The following is a 21437-nucleotide window of genomic DNA, read 5'->3' on the forward strand; positions in this document are numbered from 1 at the left end:
GGACAGCCCCTTTCATTGATTATTCGCCTAAATCAACATTGTGGTAGACTTGCTGCACATCTTCTAAATCTTCTAATACATCAATGAGTTTTTCAAATTGAGCTTGTGAATCTTCTGGAAGTTCCAGTTCATTTTGTGCAAGCATCGTCAGTTCTGCAACTGTAAAGTCAGTAATTCCGGCATCCTTGAATGCAGCCTGCACGGCATGAAACTGTTCAGGCTCTGCATAAACGATAACAGAATCTTCTTCTTCTAAAATATCACGTACGTCTATATCTGCTTCCATTAAAAGTTCAAGGACTTCATCTGCTGATTTACCTTCAAGACCTATGACAGCTGTTGCATCAAACATGTAGGCTACAGATCCGCTCACTCCCATGTTGCCGCCGTTTTTCCCAAATGCAGCACGTACATCAGATGCTGTACGGTTTACGTTATTCGTCAGTGTATCAACGATGACCATTGCTCCATTTGGTCCAAATCCTTCATAACGAAGTTCGTCATAGCTTTCTTCTGAACCGCCTTTTGCTTTTTCAATTGCACGATCAATAATTGCTTTTGGCACACTGTATGTTTTTGCACGCTCAAGAACGACTCTTAAAGCCTGGTTTGATTCAGGATCTGGTTCGCCCTGCTTTGCTGCTACGTAAATTTCACGTCCAAACTTTGCATAAATACGACTTGTATTTGCATCTTTTGACGCTTTTTTTTCTTTAATATTGTTCCATTTACGGCCCATAATGAACACTCGCTTTCAACTATAAATCTATAAGAAACATAAATATTCCATTATAAAGATGCGGTATCTTTACTACTCTATATTATACCGCAATTGTCAGCATCTTTTCGAGTGTTTAAGCCAAAAAAACCGGCAAGCACAACATGCTTGCCTCCGCTGTTTTACTGTTCCTTTTTCTTTTGCTGACTTTTCGCACGGTTTGCATCAAGCTCAGCTGCATACTCCTCCTGCGTTTTCCCTTGCTTTTGGCTCTCGGATTGAATTTTTCTGAATTTGTTATCATTTAAATTTGGCATTTTTGCACCTCCTTATGAACATGATTATTATTAGCCGCACTGTATGAATTATTCTTTTTCCATATGCTAGGTAGAAGGAATTTCCAGATAAGTGAAAGAACTTATAGAGATAATCATAACAAATTTAAGGGGTATTCTATGAAATTAGATGATAAAAAGAAAAAGATACAAAGCCTCTATAAAGAGAAAATACAGCAAAAGAATGGTAAAAATCACACATTAGAGGTAATACTGATTGTCACGATCCTGATCGTCTTTATTCTCTTTAATACCTTTGCCGATCCAAACCCCGTTCCCGTCAATCCGATTAAAATTGAAAAAGTAGAATAACAAAATTAAGAAAAGCGAAAGCGCCCGTTTAGCTCAGGCATAACAGAAAAGAATCCGGCAGAAAAGTCCGGGTTTGACTTTTCGAGGGGGTTGGGCGATGGTGCTAAACATAAATGCGCAAAATTTTATACTTTCTTATCTCTTTAAAAAAAGAGGCGATCCTCCTTAAAGAAGAATCGCCCTCCCTCACTGACACTCTATTTCCCAAGCCTGACAACGAAATCAAACAAGCGGTCCAGCGTCTTTAAATTGTGATTGCATGCCTGACTATCTTGACAAATATAGTTTCCTTTTCTGCTTAAGGTCCCTTGTTCTGCTCCTTTTTTTTCAACCGTAAACATACCCACTTCTGCATGTCCATGACACAATGTACAAATCCCTTTTTTGTTTAAAGGATTAAAAGTGCCTTGCAATCCAACAAGTTTATTATGCTGCTGAACGACAATATATTGTTTATTTGATCCCTTATCATGCCAGCTTAAATAGGAGATTTCTTTGAAATCCAGGTTCTCAAATGAAGGAACCTTTAACTTCTTTGCTTTAGGGAATAATTTTTTTATCGTTTGCTCTGAAACAGCTTTAAAGGGAATTACATAAGGGATTAATTGGGCAAGAAACTCTTCAGCATCTGCTTTTTCTTCAATTTGAAAGATTGGAAGCAATAATTGCTCTTGCTCATCGCTCATATCTATAAATAAGTTCATTACTTTTTCTTTTGCGAGAGATTTAAGTGCCTGCAGAACATTTGAATCGTTAACGGTCGCATTTCCATTTACGATAATCATCGTTTGAGCTTTAATAAAATGATACTGATCACTTCTAATAAATGGTTGCATTCTAATCACTCCTGCTAATTCTTATATCCTTTCTCAAGTTTACTAAATGTTCCAAGCAAATCATATGCAGAAAATAATTATGAATCAATCTCTGCATAAAAAAACACTGATTCCCCTTGTAGCCAGGTAACCAGTGCTGTTTTATCTGAATCTTATTTATTTGGTATAAACAATTTTCTTGATCGTTTCCATTGAGAGGAAATGCTCCTCAGCTAATTGATCGATTGTTGTGCCATGTTTAAATGCATATTTGATCGTGGCATTTCTTTTGTCTATAGCCTTTCTGCCTCCGGAACGTGTTCCCCATTTCTGATAACTTGCTTCCGGTTTCGGAATATAGATTGTTTCTCCCTGAACATACTTCTGTATTTCTGCGATTAGTTTTTCAGGTAAAATCATGCTTGCTTTAACGCTTTTCATTTCTGCCAGCTCCTTATTTTTTTATGAGTAAAATAAGGTGCAAAGCCAACGATTAGAAATGAAAACGGTACTTGGGCGATTGATGAAATCTACCCCATGCAAAGTATCGCCATTCTAATACAAGGCTTTGCATGAGACGTTGCAGAATCAGGCAATCTGTGCTGATTTGCCATTTAGACCACCTCCTAAAATATGTATTTTTCTTTCATTGTAAGATATACTCATTATTATTGCATGAAGTTGCTTATTTTTTTTGTTCTTTTTTCATCTGATCTAAATAAGATTGAATCTCTTGTCTGCTCTTCAATTTAATGACTGTTTTTTTAGGACCTGAAGCTTGAAAGGATAGAAATCGATCTTCCATCTTTTGTTTACGCGGATAATAGGTTGTATAAATAAACTTAATGAATGCCCAATCTAATTTTTCCTTGCAGCCTTCCCCCATATCTGGCCGTGTTTTACCGATATTCATGATCCATCGTTTCACAACCCTGTAAAGACATATATACAGAGGCAGTTCTAAATAAATGATCGTGTCCGCTTTTTCAGAACGGATATTAAATGTATTTGTGTAATTCCCTTCAACAATCCATTGATTTTTCTTCACAATTTTTTTTGCGCTGCTGAAAATTCTTCAATGGAAGCCTCTACCCAGTTAGGCTTCCAAAATAATGCATCCAAATGATGCACTTTCATATTCAGAATTTCACCTAAGTTTCTTGCAAATGTGGACTTTCCAACACCTGCAGAAATTCCAATAACCATTACCCGGTTCACTTTATTAGGCCTCCTTTTCCAAACTAGTTTCGCTCTAACTCAAAATCCCGGCCAATCGTTTTCCTTAGCAATAATCCGGATAATCTCACCAGTCAATGCCTCATTTTGAGGCTTTCCGGGGTCAGAATTGGTCATAACAACGATGCCGCTTTGCAGACGCGGGTAAGCCAGCAGCATACATTGAAACCCTGCCCCCCATCCTTTTGATACAAAATACGGTTCATCATTATCCTGCAGAACAAACACACCTAGTCCTGCTGCTTTGTCACAACCAAATCCTTCTAGCATCATTCGTGCCGTATCAGGCCGCAGAATGGAGTGAAAACTTCCATTCCATGCTGCAGCAACTTCTAGTGTTAGCAATGCCAGTTCAGCGGGCGTCGTCCATAATCCCGAAGCAGCAAGATAAGGGTAATAAGCTCGCTTTCCTTCTACTCTAAGACCTCGCTGATCATGTCCTGCTGAAGTTTTTTTATTCATTTTATAGGGATTCAAGTAAGTCGTACCTTTTAGATTTAAAGGTGCCATGATCACTCTTTCCATCACAGCGTCAAAAGATTCCCCCGTCACATCTTCGACTATTTGTTCCACAATACAATAACCGCCATCAGAGTATGAAAATTCACTTTCTGGTTCGTATGTTACTTGAAGCGGTGCGGGATTATACCGGGTATATCCATTAAGTATCTCATTTACTGCAGGGACCTGGTCATCTTTTTGTAAAATCCCAAAACTTCCTTCAGAATCTACAAATCCTCCCTGATGAGCAAGCAATTGTCGTAATGTCACCTTTTTTTGCTCTGTGTATTTGTTTTCAGGAATACACCATGAGGTTAAATACTGGTTAACATCCACATCTAACTCCAAGACACCCTCCTGTACAAGACGCAGCACCCCTATGGCTGTGGCCATTTTGCTTATTGAGCAAGCATGAAAGAGCGTTTCTGCAGTAATTTTATGATTTGTGCCACACTCCATTATTCCGAAATTTTCTACCTTCATATTTCCATTTTGAAAAACTGCCATTCCAATTCCCGGAACATAGTGATGCTTCAGTCTGTCTTCAATATCCAGCAGCAGTCCAATCTCATGATTCATCAGATCAACTCTTCCACTCTTTTTTTCATAAATCTCTCCTTAGCTCAATTCCAATCTTACAGTAAAATGGATATTTATAGAATGACAAATTTCTAGTTCTTATAAATCAAGTTCCTACCTCAGTTGCCAATGATTTTTCAGAAGGGATCGGGTAATGGATGGCGAATATAGAAGTGAAGCGGCCGTGTGCCGGAATCTTCGATCAGCTCACTCTTTAATTAATTTGCAACACGTAAATGATTAATAAAAAAACGAAAATGAGGTGCTTTACAATGGGTTTGACAGCAGACAAAATTTTTGTTAATTTACCGGTTAAAGATCTGAATCGGTCTGTTGAGTTCTTTTCTGCAATCGGTTTTGAATTTAATCCCCAGTTTACAGATGAAAATGCGACCTGTATGGTTGTCAGCGACAGTATTTTTGTCATGCTCCTTGTTGAAGACTATTTTAAAACATTTACTAAAAAAGACATTAGCAGCGCTGCAAATAGTACAGAAGTAATCATTGCTTTATCTGCTGAAAGCAGAGAAAAAGTGGATGAGATCCTAAAAAAGGCACTAGAAGCTGGCGGAAAGGAATCAAATGAACCGATTGATCACGGTTTTATGTATGTATCGAGCTTCCAGGATCCAGATGGACATCTTTGGGAAGTGATGTACATGGAGGAAAGTGCGGTTCAATAAGAAAAATATAATATAGTCAAAATCTAACCTCCTAAGGCAGCTGGAGGTTTTTTTGCAAGCACTAAAAAAAACGTTTCTTTACGTTTAGAATCGCTATTTTTAAATCATCTTTTGAGTGATCTTTTTTACTGCGATTCTTCTGGTGACATGAGGCTTGGCATGACTTCAAGAAAGAAAATAAATAAGCATGAAACCAAGATTCGGCCTTAAATTTTGATTAAGCATTTTCACTTAATGCGATTGCAATGTATACGGCTTATGTAATCTTTGTATGCAGCAACTTTGTCATTAAGCATCTTCTCAGTGTCTGTTAAGTTATTTATTTGTTCCTGAATCGAACTTCTGTGTTTATCAAGAAGGCTTAAGCGAGCAAGCAAAGACCAATATGAAAGTGATTAAGCAGCCGGCATTGTGACATACGTATGAGTTTAAACTTACAGATGCAGATCGAACGGCTCGTTCAGATTCTTAAAAAGAAAATGTAATAAGCCGGCAGCCAATTTTTTTGGCTGCCGGCTTATTATAAAAGTGCGGTTAATTTTCTTTCCCGACTAATCTTACAAGCATATGCGCCAACTGATGACGCTGATCCTGCTCGCCTGCTTTCCAAAGCTCCTGCAGCAATTTTTCCTCACGATTTCGCGGTTCTTCATTTTCAGCTAAATAAGCGGCAATCTTTTCTGCTGTCTTAGCTAACTGTTCTTCATTTAGTCCAAGTTTTTCGCCAAGTGCTACCCGTTTCCCAAGGTACTGTTTAAAGTCCTCGAAACTTCCTAAAATATCTTCCATTTTTTCGTTAGGTATCGAGGCAATTCTGCTATCTACCTTTTCTGTTTCTAAACTTTCATTCTTTTTAATAATATGATTTTGTTCTGACATGGCTTCCATTCCCTTCTTCTATCCTGCTTTCTATTATGAATACCCCATTTAGCTGCAACGAAACAAAGAAAACCAAATGATCCGAAAAAAGTTCCGCTCACAGCAAATTCAGATTTTCCTAATAAAATACTAGAGCTTCATGGAATCCAGTGGTTAACAGAACAGAAGAAAGAAAACAAACTTGAACTGTGGAAGTAAAGGTGAAGGGGTATAAGATTACTCTTCATTAACCTGTCAAAGGGAATTTAAAATATACAGTGAACGTAAAAGCCAAGGCCACTATTGATGAGAGTGTGAAGGTCGTCATTAAAGAAAGAAATTAAAAAGAAAATTAAGGATGATATACGGAAAACCTATGAGAATGGAATGAAGATTGATGCCGATTTGTATAATCTGACTTCATCGACATACCGATCCTCACCTGTATTGGCAAAAAATATTCTCTCCAGAGTGACTTATTATCTGACATCAAGATTGAAGTGGGGATTGTTCATGCCGGCAGTAAGAAGTATAAGGAATAGAAAAACGCAAAAAGCAGAAAGATCTTTTAAGAAGGTCTTTCTGTTTCTTTTCTACTAACGATATCCATGTTTGACATAGATTTTGCTTACTGCATCATTTGTTTCACTAATTCTCTATTTCGCTTTTTAAACACTTCATTATGTGATGAAACCATGGCAGCTTGATGCGCGTCAGGCTGGATAAATTGTTTTGCTTTGTTTACAGCATTTGCTGCATCTTGGAAAGCACCTGCAATTAAATGTAATTTCCCATCATGCTTCAAAATGTCACCTGCTGCATAAAGACCTTCTACCGAAGATTCACTTGCTGAATTACCAGAAATATAATAATGATCCGCTCTTTCAATCTTCAGCGTGCTATTTTTAAGCAATGCTGTATCGCGTTCGTAACCATGATTAATGATGACTTCATCGATTGGCAAATATGTAACCTCACCTGTTTCGTGATTTGTCAGTTCCACCTTTTCAATTACCTCTTGATTCGAACAAGCTATCAGTTTCGTTATGGATGTATGAAAGAAACAATCAGCAGAACTGTTCATGAGCTGCTTCACCTGAGCTTCGTGCCCTGTAAAAGCGTCTTTTCTATATGTCACATAAACCTTCTTTGCTACGGGAACTAATTCATTTGCCCAATCAATGGCTGAATTTCCCCCGCCCGAAATAATGACTGTTTTATCTTTAAAGCGCATTAATGATTTCACTGTATAATTTAAATTAGAAACTTCAAATCTCGCGGCTCCATCAATCTGCAGCTTCTGGGGATTTAAGATTCCGCCTCCGACAGCAACGATGACCGTTTTGGAAAAATGCTTTTGCCCGGAAGCAGCTTGTAAGACGAAAAAACCTGCCTCGTTCCGTGCAATTGACTCTATTTTTTCATTCAGGACGACTGTTGGGTTAAACGTCAAACCTTGCTCAATAAGCTGTACAATTAATTTTTCACCAAGAATTGGCGTCTGCCCTCCAACATCCCAAATCATTTTCTCAGGATAGACATGAAGCTTTCCGCCTAATTGCGGCTGAAATTCAATGATTTTTGTTTTCATTTCTCTAAGCCCGCTATAAAATGCAGAATAAAGTCCAGCTGGTCCTCCCCCAATGACTGTTACATCAAATAGCTCAATCTCTTCCATTTCTCGACACTCCCCGGCAATCAAATGTAATTGATTCTCATTCTCATTTAATCATACGCTTTCTCAATTGTTTTTACAATAAAAATTATTATGGATTCAGTAAAAAATATATGTATGATTCTTCAAAATCCCTTATAGATTATGGGTTTGTCCACAGGATCAGTACATTCTCACTTGTAAAAGTGCATTAGAAAATTGAATCTAGCGTGTTTTAATCTTTTTCCGAATTAGCATAACAATCAGCAATAACAATGGAATTCCTGCTTGAAATGGAAGATGCAGATAAACAGGGACGATTTTTAGTCCAATATAGATGTGTTCCTGGATGTTTTCTGCATTTAATAGAGAGGCTGCTAATGTTAAGAGACAAACAACAATAACCATGGCGGGATTCTTTCGTTTTTTGAATAAACTAGCTGATCCAATCACTGCCGCATATGTGAACACGGAGATTTTAAAGAAGCAGCCAATAACTAACATCGAAATGACAATGGCATCTAATCTCTGAAGAAAATCACCGAGATTCACCTTGCTGACTGTTTCCAATAAAGGAAATATAGATGTTTCAAGCTTTTGCGTACCAAGAACAGCGATATTAAGAGCAGTTGTATAGCTAAGAATGAGTCCGCTTATAAGCATTGCAAACAGGCCCGTCTTTAAATTTAAATGTGGCCGATTTAAATAAGGCATCAAAATCGTAAACACGATCATCTCTCCAAACGGAAACGTAAACGTAAGCGGGAATGCCGTTTTAATAACAGGCTTCCATCCGTTTTCCAATAGAGGCAATAGATTTTCTGTCTTTACTAATCCTGAACTGAAAATAAAAAAACTACACATTAAAACACAGAAAATATGTAAGAAGTAAAAGATTTCCCCTGTCCTCGCTAATGGTTCTATTCCCAAATAATTAGCATATATGATAATAAATATTACCAATAAATTAATCACCCATAAAGGTGTTTGAGTCAGTGTGGAGATGAATAACAGGTTTCCTAAATCCCGTAAGACTCTTGAGGCAATGTAGATAAAATAAAGAATGTAAAGTACAGCCACTGGGTATCCAATCATTTTCCCTAAAACTTTCGGGATATAACTAGTTAAAGGAAGATCAGGGTATTGACGGAACAGGCAGTAGTAAATACAAAAAAGAACAATGCCCCCAAGCATTCCAATAAGGATCGCGATCCATGCATCTTGCTTTGCCTGTACCCCCAGCCCTACTACAACAGCACTGCCAATTTCAAACAAAAAGATGAGAGAAAACATTTGAAAAGGACTTATTTTTACTTTCTCCATTTTGAAATACCATTCCCTTTATTCTTTGGTTTGAATTTCCCGAATAACGCAGCCCCCTATCCCTTTTATAAACCACGCAATTACTTTATTTTTTCCAGAAATGAATTCCCAACCGTGCCTATACCCCGGATTTTTACATCGACCTTGATATTCACAGTCATATCTTCAAATTCTTTATCCCAGTCTTTTTTAAGTTTTTTCCAAGCTTTTGGATCTGATCGATGAATCGCTTCACCAAAACCAAAAATATCGACTTCATAATCTTCCTGTACTTGTTTTATAGACTGTTCGAACATTTTGGATGCTCTTTGTTTCTCTATCTTCTCTAATTCTGCAATGGTCTCAGGTTTAGTTAGATCCATCTTGCATTCTACTTCCCCGACATTATATTCTCTGTGGAATTCGATATCTACTTCTGGTTTGCCATTCTTTACTTTGCCTTTCACTTTCGCTTTTGACTGAAGGAGCTGTAAAACAGCTTTCCCCTCATTAGGACATGATATATTCACTACAGTACTTTTGACTTTATTTGTAACGGCATTATAAGTTCTGCTCTGTTTCTCATCCAGCCAGCCTATTAATTTATCCGCATTAAATACCGCTAAGCCGTCATAAAGCAATCGTGCAGGGGAATCAATCATTTCTGCATTCCTATTGCTCAATGCGGTTTCTTCATCACCTTTTACATGTGCCTCTATCCCTGTTAACACCGGCTGTTTCCCGTCGCTTACCAAATCCTCGATCAGGTCATCTAACGTAACAGAACTTGTCACGGACCATGCCTTTTCTGAAACTTTAAGGGTTTCAAACATATCATTGGCAGGTATCTTTTCTAAAGCTGTGGGCACCTTTAGAATTTCTTCTGCATTCATTCCCTTAGCAACTGTGATATAAAAGTCAGATCTCAGTTCCCAGTCCCGTACAAGAAGATCTAACGGTTTTCCAATTCCTTCTTTTGCCAATGACTCACCAATCACGAGGATTCGAAGGTGTGATGGATAAATTTTTCTTGGTGATTCCCTTGTCATTTTTCGGAAAGCCTCAAATACGGTTTGCCCTTTCGCCTGATAGATGATGACTGATGAATTGCCGCTTGTTACACCTGCGGCCACTTCCCCTGGGTTTACTACTTGAGCAGTTACAAGATATTGACCATCCATTGTGGCATCTAGACCAATGGCAAGCGTAATCGCAAGTTCATTTATCTCACGACGGTTCCAGCAACCAGTTGTGAATAAAAGAACGATCATCAGCATGATAAGTATTTTAAAACTCCGTTTCATAGATTAATCTCCTATCGATCTGCTTAATCTTAGTATGCCTAAGGGACAACCGCCATTTATTCTTTCTTAATTTTTCTCAACGATGAATCATGTACATAAAAGATGTAATGAGTCATCTATTTCTTCATAATCCGCAGTAATTTTTATTTCCAGGGAAACCCTTACATTTTTTTTAAATCATCCTGACTGCAAATCACCTTTCATACTCTATCTATTCTTCACTTTAATAAATTTTCAATCATATTGGAAAGCGGCTGATATAAAGCGGTAATCCAATCTATTGGATTGGGAATCTTAATATTTAAAGCTTGAGCTATGCTTAACACGGTACCAAATAGCAGAAGGATGGAAAATACCCATAACTCCTTTTTTGCCTTTTTTCTTAACAGAGAAGGAACATCAATCGCGATGATCACAGCGACGATGACAAGGATTCCTGCAACAGCCGCCACTTTCGTCTACTCCTTTCTTTATATCTTTTATTAAAAGCTGGTATCGTTCTATAAAATATGTATTTCTTTAACAGTCATTCTTCTTTCCTATTCGGTTTTCGTGTCATCGGTTCTTCTCGTCTGATGTTTTTCTGACTGATTAAGCGCGGTCGAAAAAACATTTTGCCTCTGGGAACGCGAATCACCGTATCATTTATGTCTTCCTTAATAAAAGGCCCAAATGGACTCATATATGGAACCCCGAAGGAACGCAAGCTGCACAAATGAAGAACTAGGGCAATAAATCCGATGAGTATCCCGAACAAGCCAAAAGAAGCGGCAAGAGCCATCATCGGGAATCGAAGCATCCTTATTGACATGGACATCGAAAAAGAAGGAAGTACAAAGCTTGAAATTGCGGTGATCGCGACAACGATTACCATGGCAGCCGACACGATCCCAGCCTCTACTGCCGCTGTACCAATCACAAGTGTGCCTACAATTGATATTGCCTGTGCTATTGCTTTAGGCATACGTAAACTGGCTTCCCTCAAAATTTCAAACGCGGTTTCCATCATGAGTGCTTCAATGAATGCTGGAAAGGGCACCCCTTCACGTTGAGCAGCTAAACTAATCAGAAGTCCTGTTGGCAGCATTTCCTGATGAAATGTTGTGATTGCGATATACAGAGAAGGAACCAGTAAAGCAACAAAAAGACTAAAGAAACGAAGCAAACGAATCAGGGAACTAATATCAGCACGCTGATAATAGTCTTCTGCGGCTTGAATAAAGGAGACAAACAGTGCAGGAACAACTAGAACAATCGGCGTTCCATCCACTAATATAGCAACCTTCCCTTCCAAAAGCTCGGCGGCAATCACATCAGGGCGTTCCGAATTATAGACAGTTGGAAAAGGACTGTACACTTCATCCTGAATCAATTCCTCAATATAACCACTTTCCAGGATTCCATCGATTTCGATTCGATCCAGGCGCCTGCGCACTTCTTCAATAACGTCGTCATTCACAATTCCATCAATATACATGATCGCTACATCAGTGATGGTCTCTCTCCCGATTTTTTTCGTTTCCAGCCAAAGATGGGGGGTTTTTATTTTGCGGCGAATTAACGCTGTATTCGTACGCAAATTCTCGGTAAAACCCTCCTTAGGTCCTCGGACAACGGTTTCTGTAGTGGATTCCATTACACCGCGGTCTTTCCCGCCCCTCATACCGATTACGAAACCTTGTGCATATCCATCTACTAAGAGGATTACATCCCCTGATAACAGAGAAGTTAATAAAGAACTGAATTCGGTTACATCTTCTATATCTCCAACTGCCAAAATGCGATTTTTCAAATCTTGCAAAATGCTTTGTTGAGACGATATGAATAGGTCCTGTTCAGATTGGATGTCTGTCATGAGCGATTCCATGATAAAGTTCTGAATGGAATTCGTATCCACCAATCCATCTGTATAGAAAATACAAGCTTTAACTTGTCTTCCTTTGCCAATTTGGATTTCCCGAATTACGAGATCGCTGCTATTTCCAAGCATTTGACTGACATGTTCAATATTTACTTTCAGGTTTGTCTTTAACCTGTCTTTGTTTATTTCATTACGCTCGTCTACATGATTTAATATAGATTTGTTTCCATTTTTATTCTTTTTTTTCTTGAAAAAACTCACACAATTAATCCCCTCTCCGAATGTTGCATATGGTTTGATTGATTATTGGGGAATCGCACTTGAACATCATTCATTCAATATATATGGGTCTCTTATTTAATGTTCATTTATTACCAAAAAAACATGATTTAAACATAAAAAATATCATGCACAGTGCGAATTTTATGCAAAGAAAATGAAAAGATTGATAACATCATCAAACAACATACAATTGTTATTAATGCGGCGGAAGTTTATTCTTACTAAACAAGGTCAACAATGGAATTTATAACCATCGATAGGAAGTTGAACCATGGAAAAAAACAACAAAATAAGTGCAAGGCAATTTGCAATACTAGTCATATTATTTTCGATTGGCACAACCATCTTAGTGATTCCTGGAAGTCTTGCTCAAGAAGTAGAACAAGATGCCTGGATTGCAGCTGTAATCGGTACAGGCATAGGAATATTACTGGTTGTTTTATACAGCACAATAGGCAGAATATTTCCTGACATGACGCTTGTTGAGATCAATGAAAAACTTCTCGGGAAATGGTTAGGCAAGGCCGTTTCTCTTACGTTTGTTTTTTTTACACTCTACGCCACTACATCATTATTGGTTATTATAGGCCGTTTCTTAACGACACAAATCATGCCGGATACGCCAATCGAAACGATTCATATTCTTTTCGCATGTATTATGATTATGGGAATTCGACTTGGTCTTGAAACACTGGCCCGTGCTGGAGAAATTTTATTTCCCTTTTTCATTATTCTGTTCATTATTTTAGTCATCTCTATTTCGCCTCAAATCGAATTTCATAATATCCAACCCGTTTTTGAGACTGGAATAAAACCGATGATCAGTGCAGTTTTTCTATTTATAAGTATTTTTGCTTTACCACTTATTGTATTATTAATGATTTTTCCAGTATCAGTGAATCAGCTAAAAGCAGCTGAAAAAAGTTTTTTTATCGGAATACTCATTGCAGGAATTTGCCTTATTATCTTAATCCTAATGGCCATTTTAGTGTTAGGTGCTGAAAATAGTTCAAGACAAATGTATTCCAGCTATGCTTTAGCCAGAAAAATAAACGTAGGTAATTTCCTGCAGCGGATAGAAGCCATTTTGGCGATTATGTGGATGATCACGATTTATTTTAAGGTTACGCTTTATTTTTACGCATCTGTGGTAGGGCTGGCAAAAACATTGAATATGAAAGATTATCGGCCGCTTACGCTCCCATACGGAATGATCGCAGTTTCCCTTTCTTTATTTGTTCATCCTGATGTGATCCACGCTGCCACATTTGATGCAAAAATTTGGCCTTTATATGTATCAACCTATGGCCTTGTTCTTCCCTTAGTCTTATTGGTCATTCATATATTTCGGAAAAAAGTGCTTCGGAAATGAGAAAGTATTTCTTCTTATTAGTGATTTATCACTTGTGAATATATTGAACAAAGCGAAGTGACATCGTTTTCGGATAATAAAAAATCGGCTGCTCCTCACTTGTTAAGGAGAGCCGATTTTATTTAACAAATTATACTTGTAATTCAAATTGCTTTGAATACAGGTGTGCATAAGCTCCTTTTCGTGCCAGCAGCGTTTCGTGTGAACCTTGTTCTACAACTCCGTTCTCATTGAGCACAAGAATCCTTTGTGCATTACGGATTGTTGACAGTCTGTGGGCTATGACGAGGGTTGTGCGCCCTTTAGATAATGACTCTAAAGATTCCTTAACAATGCTTTCACTCTCATTATCCAGTGCACTAGTCGCCTCATCCAGAATCAGCACAGGCGGATTTTTCAAAAACACACGTGCGATGCTTAATCGCTGCTTTTGCCCTCCGGATAGCTTCACGCCCCGCTGTCCGATCTCAGAGTGGTAGCCATTTGGCAAGCTCAATATAAAGTCATGGGCATTGGCATGTTTCGCAGCTTCTATAATCTCCTCTTCACTGGCATTCGGTTTTCCATAACGAATGTTATCCATAACGGTTCCAGCGAACAAATAAACATCTTGCTGAACAACCCCTACTTTACTTCTCAGGAAATGCAGATCCAAGGCACGCACATCGATCCCATCGAGCAGCACTTCGCCATCCGTCACGTCATAAAAACGCGGGATGAGGGAGCATAACGTCGTTTTTCCCGCACCAGATGGTCCAACAATTGCGACATATTCTCCTTGCTTCACCCGCAGCGATAACTTTTCCAAAACATCATTAGAATGATTTTCGTAATGAAAGGATACTTCCTTGAATTCTATTTCACCTCGTATTTCAGACAGGATCATAGCATTTGGTTTATTTGCAATGCCCGGTTTCAGATTCATGATCTCCATGAAACGCTGGAAGCCTGTTATTCCCTCCTGAAACTGAGTGGTCATATGAGTGAGGCGCTGAATAGGTTCAAGCATAAAGCTGATATACAGTAAAAAAGTAAGTAAATCCGGCAGATCTAACGTGTTGTTAACAATACTGGCACTGCCAAAGATAACCACCGTAATTGTAATCAGCTGGATAAACGTTTCTACACCATTGTAAAAGTTTGCTTCCGCCTTGTATGTTTTCTTTCGGCTTTCGAGAAAACGGGTATTTTCCCGGTTAAACTTTTCGATCTCAACATGCTCGTTGGCAAACGATTTTACGACTCGAATTCCAGACAGACTATCCTCTACCTGAGCATTTACATCCGCAATCCGTTCTTTATTTCTTCTAAGTGCCATATTCAAAATTTTATTGAAATACAAGACAAAGACACCCAGAAAAGGAAGAAAACAGAATACGGCCATTGTTAAAGGTGCATTAATAAAGAACAAAATAACAAATGCCCCAATAAACCGCACTAGATATTTGACATAGTCTTCTGGGCCGTGATGGTACAGCTCGGAAAGCATCAGCAGGTCATTCGTGATTCGCGACATAAGCTGTCCTGTCTTTTCCTTATCATAGAAACTAAACGAAAGCTTTTGCATGTGTGCAAACAGCTCGCTGCGCATATCACTTTCCATGCGGGCACCAATTTCATGACCTTTGTAGTCTAAAAAGTAATTACCTAAATTCTGGATTGCGACTAAAAGAAGCATAATTCCGCCAATCCAATAAACCTCACTTAACGCAGTGGACAAGTCTCCTTCAAGAACATCCTTCGTAATATACCGAACGAGCAGCGGAAACACCAGCATCGCAGAAGATACGATAAAAGCGCACGCCAATACCGACAAAAACAACGTTAAATAAGGCTTATAATAAGACAAGAATTTTTTAAGTGGAAAACTCATATTTTACCCCTTTTGAGTGTTATTTAAATAAACACATATAAGGGATACACCGTTTATATCTTAAGAAAGTGTTCCTCCCTTATATATTTGAACGAGCTGGTAAGTTTTGTTTTTCATGTAAATTGCCTCCTTGTTAATTTATATTTTTATTATAATCGTTCTTTTGTAAGTGAACAGTATTTTTATGTATGTTTTTTATTATATAAGCAAGATATTAAATTCCCAGGAAAATGATTTTGCAAGTTCAATTACTCATATAGGCCGGGTGGAACAGAAAGCAAATGACCAGTGGACAGCCAAAATCAACAATCCAAAATCCAGTAAATATGTTTCCTTAAGAGCAACAGCATTGGATGATCAAGGAAATAAAATTTCTCAGGAAGTCATCAAGGCTTACGGTTTAAGGTAATATAGGCAAATTAAAAATGAGTTCAAAAGCATATCCATTTTTTATGGGTATGCTTTTTCTTTTTAAGGAAACATTTAATTTGATTAACTCAGACTTACAATTAATTATTCGATTCTTATAATTGTGCACTAGAAAGTAATTACACACTCGTGAACCAAATAACTTCCACGCTGTATGGATATGCAATCAAAAAGATTTACTCACGAAAAAAGACGCTATCCTTGATCTGGATAAGCGTCTAATTCTGGAATAAGCGACCTCTCTTAATTCAGAAAGGCCGGTTTTGTTGCAGATCAATTTTTTGTTTCGGTGATTTCATTAACAATTTGACTTAACGCCTGGCTAATTGGTGTTGTTGGACGACCGAGCACCTTTTCGAAATCATTGCTCTCAATCTCCAATGCTCCTTCACGAATGCCTTTCTGGATCTCAACGAGCATAGGAATGATGAAATCTGGTACGCCTGCATCTTTCATAATGTTTGAGTAAGTCGCATCATCGACCTGTTGCACAGGTACCTCTTTACCTATTACAGTACCAAGATCAGATGCAAATTCTTCTTGAGTCATAAGCTTGCCAGAAAGCTCGTAGACCGTATTCTCATGTCCATTCCCTGCCAGCACAGCTGCCGCAGCCTCTGCATAATCTTGCTGCAGTGCCCAGCCAACCTTGCCAGAACCTGCTGATGTTACCCAAGCGGCTCCTGCCAAGACACCTTGAATGCTTGAGATTTCGTTCTCCAAGTACCAGTTATTGCGTAAGAAAGAGTAAGGAATGCCTGTTTTCAAGATCGCTTCTTCCGCAGCAACGTGTGGCGGGGCAAGGAACAGTTTGCTTTCACTTGCATTTCCTAAGCTTGTATAAGCAATGAATTTAACTCCAGCATGCTCTGCCGCAGCTACAGCATCAGTATGCTGACGAATTCTCGTTTCATTGTCTCCATCCGCAGATATAAGTAATAAACGATCGATACCTGCAAAAGCAGCATCCAATAATTCTGGACGATCAAAATCTCCTTGGCGAACTTCCACTCCACGAGCTCGTAACCCTTCTGCTTTCTCAGGATTGCGAACACTTACAGCCAGTTGACTCGCTGGTACAGTTTTCAGTAGTGTCTCTACAACTTTTGTTCCTAATTTTCCTGTTGCACCTGTTACTAGCATCTTCATAATCTATTCCCCCAATAAGTTATTATTGAATGATTGAATTGTAACCATATTGATTACCTGTAACAATAATAATTACTTCTTGTGTTTTTGTCAACATAACAATCTTTATTTATTATGTCCTGATCTTAAGGTAAGGTATAATAAGGTTGTAATCAAAATAATTACATGATAAAATCAGGAAATTATTTTGTTGTAAAAAACGTAAGGAAGGTGACTGATTATGTCGATCAGCAGCCGATTTGCCGTGGGCATTCATATATTAGCTCTTATTGAAATAAATAAAGATGGAATAAACACATCAGAATATTTAGCTGGAAGTGTAAACACGAATCCGGCCGTCATAAGAAAAATTATGGGAATGCTGAAAAAAGCGGGATTAGTAGAGGTACATCCTGGTATTGCAGGAGCGAAACTAGCTAAGAATATATCTGATATCACATTACTTGACGTATTTAAGGCAGTTAATGTTGTACAGGAGAAAGAATTGTTTAGTGTACATGAAAGCCCAAATCCGGTTTGTACAGTAGGCAGAAATATTCAAAAAACAATCGTTCCACTGTTTACGTTTGCTCAATCAGCCTTAGAGAAAACACTGGGCAATGTAACCCTTGAAGATGTTGTAAAGGATATAAATGAAAAAGAGAAATTAAATGACTAAAAGACATTCCAGTCAGGAATGTCTTTTTACGTGTCGTCATTATAAAACAGTTCAAAACGCAACTGACTTCTTCTATATCATCAAAATATCCCGAATGTCCTCTTCGGTAAGAATAGATGACTCTTTCTCCTCGGAATCGATGATTTCTTCAATCAGCTGCCTCTTTTTCTCTTGCAGTTCATTCATTTTTTCTTCGATTGTACCTCTGCTAACTAGCTTAATAACCTGTACAGCATTTCTCTGGCCAATGCGATGGGCACGGTCAGCTGCTTGCTCCTCAACTGCTGGATTCCACCAAATGTCATAGAGGATAACGGTATCAGCACCCGTCAAATTGAGGCCTGTACCTCCTGCTTTCAATGAAATAAGGAATAAATTTCGTTCGCCTGCATTAAATCGATTGCAGATTGCCACTCGTTCTTTTGATGGAGTTTGTCCATCCAGGTAGAAAAAAGGAAGCCCTTGATTCGCTAACTCTCTGCCTATTAGGTCAAGCATTTTCGTAAACTGGGAGAAAATCAGCACCCTTCTTCCAGAAAGCTTCGATTCTTCTACAATCTGCTTTAATTGTTCAAATTTCGCTGAGCTTCCCTTATATCCGTCCACAAATAAAGCGGGGTGACAACAAATCTGTCGCAACCGTGTCAAACCAGCAAGAATTTTGATTCGATTTTTCCGAAGTGTATCCTTGTCCAAATGCTTCAACGTGTCGTGTCGCAGCTTAGCCAAATAGGCAGAATACAGTCTTTTCTGATCAGGATGCAACTCTGCTGATTCCATCGACTCGATTTTTTCAGGTAGCTCGGATAGGACATCCTCTTTTAATCTGCGAAGCAAAAATGGCCGGATCCTTCGTGCAATCTTTTCCCTTGATAGATTACTGTATTCCTTTAACCCCTGGAATAGTTCTGGAAAAACAACGTGAAAAATGGACCACAGCTCTTCAAGTGAATTCTCAACCGGTGTACCAGTAAGAGCGAAGCGATGATCAGCCTTTATCCTCTTCACCGTTCTCGCGGTTTGTGTTACAGGATTTTTGAATGCCTGTGCCTCATCAAAAAATACAGTGTGAAAGAATTGTTTCTCAAACCACAATATGTCCCTGCGAAGTAACGGATAGGACGTTATGATGACATCCTGATCCACGGCATCCTTCTGAATCTTGAACCGCTCAGTTTTATTGCCATCTATTACAATGGCTTGTACATCTGGGGCAAATTTTATGATTTCACTTAACCAGTTATACGTCAACGATGATGGGCTAACAATAAGGACTGGGAGCTTCTTTTTACGGATATCAGGGAGCTCGGATAGAATGTAAGTGATGCTTTGAAGAGTTTTTCCCAGTCCCATATCATCCGCAAGAATCCCTCCTAATCCACAGCTGGCAAGTGTTTTCATCCATTTATAGCCTAGTTTTTGATAGTCTCGCAATATCGAATCTAAACTCTTTGGCACCTCGAAATGCAAACCGCCTGGATTGCGGATTTTTTCCATGAACTGAAGGAATGATTCTTCAAATTTAAATGCATCATCATCAACAGAATCAAGCAGCTGAAGCCCTCTGGCAATTGGTAAATTCAAGCCGCTTTCCAAATTTTCATCTTGGACGGGTTGTGCATTTAGAAAACGATTGATTTCTTCAAATTCCCTTGTCTCGAGTGAAAGCAGCGATCCATTCCGCAAACGATAGTACTTACGTTTTTCCTCTAAAGCCGATAAAACCTCACTTATTTGTTTGTCAGAAATGCCATCCATTTCAAATTTAAATTCAAGCCAATTGGTTCGTTCTTTTTGGACCTTTACCCTGACTTGCGGACGAGCATTCCCTCTGAAAATCCGATTTCTCACTGCGGTCGTTGCATATATTTGCACAAGCTTTTGAAGTTTGGGAACGACATGGTACAAAAACTCATACTCCAGCTCTTCATTATGCAGATAATATCCGCCGTCCGTTTTGGCAAATAGGCTATCCTCCATTAACTGCAGGATCTCCTCCTCCTTATCCATATCCCTTATAAGCATAGAGCCTGGGGGGAGCTCCCGATTTTCCAATGGATTAATGATGATATTTTCATAATGAAACTCAAGCCCTGCAAGCAGGCGGTTTTTCACACGATCCAAGTATAGCTTGGTTATTAAAGGTGTCATCATAAACATCTTGGAAATAACATCAGATATTTGGACTTTGCCCAGTCTTTTCAAACCTGGAACCACTTTTTCCAGGAAAAAATCTAATTGCTCATGAGGGATCGGAATTTGATTCGTTTCTGAAGCATCAAGCATCTGTTTTAGATCTGCAAGACGATTACAATCCTCACTTTTCATCTGTATTAGTTTTCCTTCAGATAGCACAGACCTATATGAACTCAACACAACAATTCGATTCAGCCCATTGATTTTCAATTGATAGCCGTTGACCTCGTCTTTTGCAAAGTCAAACTGTAAAGTGAGTGATTCGTTTGATAAGTGAAGTTTCTCATACATCTTCCCGTCATACACAAGCTTCACTATTGGTGCTTTGACTAATAAAGGACGGAGGCTATCCCAAGAAGATGGAGGGATCAATAATATATGCTTATTGCTTACATAATCTGATTTGTCTGATAGCTCGTCAATGTACACCTTTTCATCATAGATTACTTGTATGAGCTGCTGAATCACATCATCTGTTTCATTTTGAAAGCAATGAAGCCTTGGATCGTACGTGAATGAATTGGAAAGAAAGCTTTGAATCCCCTCTTTCACTTGTTCTAGAAAACCTCGGATATTTTGAACATGCGCGGGTCCAATCTTAACCTCTATTCCGAACAAATGTCGGCCTTTGGCTATGGTGACGGGTTTACAAATAAACTCCGCATCCAGCACTTGCCTATTTTCAAAGTGTAGCTGATGGCTGCTTGATCGTTTAGGTTTATCATTAAAAAGGGTCAGCAAACCCTTTGTCAGTGCTTGATTTGTTGAAGGTTCAGAATGTTCAGCGCTTTTAACAGCAGGACTCGTTTCATGTCGCTGATGTGCGTAAATCGACAGTAAAACGGCTGCAATATGCTGACAATCCTTTTGATAAGAATCAAGCGTTGGGCAGCTGCATTTCGTGCTTATGCCTCCGCCCTCATTCTTTTCAATCAAGACATTAAAATCTTCCGTACCTTTAACTGTGGCTTCACAGCCATCGGGACCGTAATGTTCAAATGTCACAAGATTAGCTCGATAAAAAGAGTCCCCTTTCTTGAAGGAGACAGTACCACATATTTCTTTAATGATTTTTTCATTTAATTTAATATTCAAATGCTTAGCTCCTTCTTGAGGATACTATTCTCAAAAATAGTGTTGTAGGATGGAAATTTGCGGGTGTTAGCATAATTGTATCATCAGAGAGGAGTTTTATCCTGCCCCGGTAGTTTAATAAGAAAAATACTCTTATTTTTAAAGATTGCGGCTTATTTGAATAAGACGAACGATTGTTCTATAATATAGAAGAATCATAAAATATACCGAAAGAGAGTTGATTTA

The 21437-nt window shown here is 38.5% G+C and carries 19 protein-coding genes and 1 pseudogene; 5 read left to right on the forward strand and 15 right to left on the reverse strand.

Going from position 1 to position 21437, the window contains the following annotated elements:
• Nucleotides 1-19: 19 nt before the first annotated feature.
• Together CYJ36_RS19680 and CYJ36_RS24540 are read right to left on the reverse strand one after the other, a co-directional pair.
• Nucleotides 20-739 (reverse strand): YebC/PmpR family DNA-binding transcriptional regulator, encoded by a 720-nt coding sequence (locus CYJ36_RS19680; protein WP_101568954.1) that lies wholly within the window; start codon nt 737-739, stop codon nt 20-22.
• 161 nt (nt 740-900) lie between these two features.
• Entirely contained in the window at nt 901-1035 is a 135-nt protein-coding gene (locus tag CYJ36_RS24540; protein ID WP_257962554.1) for a hypothetical protein, read from the reverse strand.
• A 138-nt stretch (nt 1036-1173) separates the two neighbouring features.
• Here CYJ36_RS24540 and CYJ36_RS19685 point away from each other — a divergent pair, with 138 nt between their 5' ends.
• Nucleotides 1174-1365, forward strand: a complete 192-nt coding sequence (locus tag CYJ36_RS19685) for a hypothetical protein (protein WP_101568955.1) — start codon at nt 1174-1176, stop codon at nt 1363-1365.
• 197 nt (nt 1366-1562) lie between these two features.
• Here CYJ36_RS19685 and CYJ36_RS19690 read toward each other — a convergent pair whose 3' ends face one another.
• The 4 genes and pseudogenes from CYJ36_RS19690 to CYJ36_RS19705 form a co-directional block, all read right to left on the reverse strand.
• Nucleotides 1563-2201, reverse strand: a complete 639-nt coding sequence (locus CYJ36_RS19690; protein ID WP_101568956.1) for a FusB/FusC family EF-G-binding protein — start codon at nt 2199-2201, stop codon at nt 1563-1565.
• A gap of 156 nt (nt 2202-2357) precedes the next feature.
• Nucleotides 2358-2621: a CD3324 family protein gene (locus CYJ36_RS19695; protein ID WP_101568957.1), complete on the reverse strand. Its 264-nt coding sequence runs from the start codon at nt 2619-2621 to the stop codon at nt 2358-2360.
• Between the two features lie 244 nt (nt 2622-2865).
• Nucleotides 2866-3398 (reverse strand): annotated as a pseudogene (locus CYJ36_RS19700) (topology modulation protein).
• A 39-nt stretch (nt 3399-3437) separates the two neighbouring features.
• Nucleotides 3438-4496 carry a serine hydrolase domain-containing protein gene (locus tag CYJ36_RS19705; protein ID WP_101568958.1) on the reverse strand — a complete coding sequence of 353 codons (1059 nt, stop codon included), beginning with the start codon at nt 4494-4496 and terminating at the stop codon, nt 3438-3440.
• A 272-nt stretch (nt 4497-4768) separates the two neighbouring features.
• Here CYJ36_RS19705 and CYJ36_RS19710 point away from each other — a divergent pair, with 272 nt between their 5' ends.
• Complete coding sequence (locus CYJ36_RS19710) at nt 4769-5179, forward strand: VOC family protein (RefSeq protein ID WP_101568959.1); 411 nt, start codon at nt 4769-4771, stop codon at nt 5177-5179.
• Between the two features lie 534 nt (nt 5180-5713).
• On the opposite strand, the gene CYJ36_RS19715 is transcribed toward CYJ36_RS19710, so the two are convergent.
• The 6 genes from CYJ36_RS19715 to CYJ36_RS19740 form a co-directional block, all read right to left on the reverse strand.
• Nucleotides 5714-6058, reverse strand: coding sequence for a DUF3243 family protein (locus tag CYJ36_RS19715; protein WP_101569031.1), 345 nt, complete (start codon nt 6056-6058; stop codon nt 5714-5716).
• A 607-nt stretch (nt 6059-6665) separates the two neighbouring features.
• Entirely contained in the window at nt 6666-7715 is a 1050-nt protein-coding gene (locus CYJ36_RS19720) for an NAD(P)/FAD-dependent oxidoreductase (protein WP_101568960.1), read from the reverse strand.
• A gap of 201 nt (nt 7716-7916) precedes the next feature.
• Nucleotides 7917-9014 carry a GerAB/ArcD/ProY family transporter gene (locus CYJ36_RS19725; RefSeq protein ID WP_101568961.1) on the reverse strand — a complete coding sequence of 366 codons (1098 nt, stop codon included), beginning with the start codon at nt 9012-9014 and terminating at the stop codon, nt 7917-7919.
• Nucleotides 9015-9094: 80 nt separating this feature from the next.
• Nucleotides 9095-10297, reverse strand: coding sequence for a Ger(x)C family spore germination protein (locus tag CYJ36_RS19730; RefSeq protein ID WP_101568962.1), 1203 nt, complete (start codon nt 10295-10297; stop codon nt 9095-9097).
• Between the two features lie 218 nt (nt 10298-10515).
• Nucleotides 10516-10749 carry a hypothetical protein gene (locus CYJ36_RS19735; RefSeq protein WP_101568963.1) on the reverse strand — a complete coding sequence of 78 codons (234 nt, stop codon included), beginning with the start codon at nt 10747-10749 and terminating at the stop codon, nt 10516-10518.
• 74 nt (nt 10750-10823) lie between these two features.
• The gene (locus tag CYJ36_RS19740; protein ID WP_374702833.1) at nt 10824-12419 is read right to left on the reverse strand and encodes a spore germination protein; all 1596 of its coding nucleotides are present in this window, start codon (nt 12417-12419) and stop codon (nt 10824-10826) included.
• Between the two features lie 292 nt (nt 12420-12711).
• Between CYJ36_RS19740 and CYJ36_RS19745 the strand changes: the two genes are divergently transcribed.
• Nucleotides 12712-13812, forward strand: coding sequence for a GerAB/ArcD/ProY family transporter (locus tag CYJ36_RS19745; RefSeq protein ID WP_101568964.1), 1101 nt, complete (start codon nt 12712-12714; stop codon nt 13810-13812).
• A gap of 130 nt (nt 13813-13942) precedes the next feature.
• Here CYJ36_RS19745 and CYJ36_RS19750 read toward each other — a convergent pair whose 3' ends face one another.
• A complete protein-coding gene (locus tag CYJ36_RS19750) occupies nt 13943-15685 on the reverse strand; it encodes an ABC transporter ATP-binding protein (RefSeq protein WP_101568965.1) in 1743 nt (580 codons plus the stop codon).
• A gap of 265 nt (nt 15686-15950) precedes the next feature.
• On the opposite strand from CYJ36_RS19750, the gene CYJ36_RS24155 reads away from it, so the two are divergent.
• Nucleotides 15951-16094 (forward strand): hypothetical protein, encoded by a 144-nt coding sequence (locus CYJ36_RS24155; protein ID WP_219621133.1) that lies wholly within the window; start codon nt 15951-15953, stop codon nt 16092-16094.
• A 293-nt stretch (nt 16095-16387) separates the two neighbouring features.
• On the opposite strand, the gene CYJ36_RS19760 is transcribed toward CYJ36_RS24155, so the two are convergent.
• Complete coding sequence (locus CYJ36_RS19760) at nt 16388-17263, reverse strand: SDR family oxidoreductase (RefSeq protein ID WP_101568967.1); 876 nt, start codon at nt 17261-17263, stop codon at nt 16388-16390.
• Nucleotides 17264-17483: 220 nt separating this feature from the next.
• On the opposite strand from CYJ36_RS19760, the gene CYJ36_RS19765 reads away from it, so the two are divergent.
• Complete coding sequence (locus CYJ36_RS19765; protein ID WP_101568968.1) at nt 17484-17921, forward strand: Rrf2 family transcriptional regulator; 438 nt, start codon at nt 17484-17486, stop codon at nt 17919-17921.
• A 72-nt stretch (nt 17922-17993) separates the two neighbouring features.
• Here CYJ36_RS19765 and CYJ36_RS19770 read toward each other — a convergent pair whose 3' ends face one another.
• Complete coding sequence (locus CYJ36_RS19770; RefSeq protein WP_101568969.1) at nt 17994-21212, reverse strand: DEAD/DEAH box helicase; 3219 nt, start codon at nt 21210-21212, stop codon at nt 17994-17996.
• Nucleotides 21213-21437: the final 225 nt, after the last annotated feature.

This window comes from Bacillus sp. UMB0893, assembly GCF_002858905.1.
GTDB lineage: Bacteria > Bacillota > Bacilli > Bacillales > Bacillaceae > Bacillus_P.

Excerpts from the sequence above, each read along its gene's own strand:
- CYJ36_RS19680 (WP_101568954.1), bottom strand. The coding sequence starts at position 739 with ATGGGCCGTAAATGGAACAATATTAAAGAAAAAAAAGCGTCAAAAGAT.
- CYJ36_RS24540 (WP_257962554.1), bottom strand. The coding sequence starts at position 1,035 with ATGCCAAATTTAAATGATAACAAATTCAGAAAAATTCAATCCGAGAGC.
- CYJ36_RS19685 (WP_101568955.1), top strand. The coding sequence starts at position 1,174 with ATGAAATTAGATGATAAAAAGAAAAAGATACAAAGCCTCTATAAAGAG.
- CYJ36_RS19690 (WP_101568956.1), bottom strand. The coding sequence starts at position 2,201 with ATGCAACCATTTATTAGAAGTGATCAGTATCATTTTATTAAAGCTCAA.
- CYJ36_RS19695 (WP_101568957.1), bottom strand. The coding sequence starts at position 2,621 with ATGAAAAGCGTTAAAGCAAGCATGATTTTACCTGAAAAACTAATCGCA.
- CYJ36_RS19705 (WP_101568958.1), bottom strand. The coding sequence starts at position 4,496 with ATGAATCATGAGATTGGACTGCTGCTGGATATTGAAGACAGACTGAAG.
- CYJ36_RS19710 (WP_101568959.1), top strand. The coding sequence starts at position 4,769 with ATGGGTTTGACAGCAGACAAAATTTTTGTTAATTTACCGGTTAAAGAT.
- CYJ36_RS19715 (WP_101569031.1), bottom strand. The coding sequence starts at position 6,058 with ATGTCAGAACAAAATCATATTATTAAAAAGAATGAAAGTTTAGAAACA.
- CYJ36_RS19720 (WP_101568960.1), bottom strand. The coding sequence starts at position 7,715 with ATGGAAGAGATTGAGCTATTTGATGTAACAGTCATTGGGGGAGGACCA.
- CYJ36_RS19725 (WP_101568961.1), bottom strand. The coding sequence starts at position 9,014 with ATGGAGAAAGTAAAAATAAGTCCTTTTCAAATGTTTTCTCTCATCTTT.
- CYJ36_RS19730 (WP_101568962.1), bottom strand. The coding sequence starts at position 10,297 with ATGAAACGGAGTTTTAAAATACTTATCATGCTGATGATCGTTCTTTTA.
- CYJ36_RS19745 (WP_101568964.1), top strand. The coding sequence starts at position 12,712 with ATGGAAAAAAACAACAAAATAAGTGCAAGGCAATTTGCAATACTAGTC.
- CYJ36_RS19750 (WP_101568965.1), bottom strand. The coding sequence starts at position 15,685 with ATGAGTTTTCCACTTAAAAAATTCTTGTCTTATTATAAGCCTTATTTA.
- CYJ36_RS19760 (WP_101568967.1), bottom strand. The coding sequence starts at position 17,263 with ATGAAGATGCTAGTAACAGGTGCAACAGGAAAATTAGGAACAAAAGTT.
- CYJ36_RS19765 (WP_101568968.1), top strand. The coding sequence starts at position 17,484 with ATGTCGATCAGCAGCCGATTTGCCGTGGGCATTCATATATTAGCTCTT.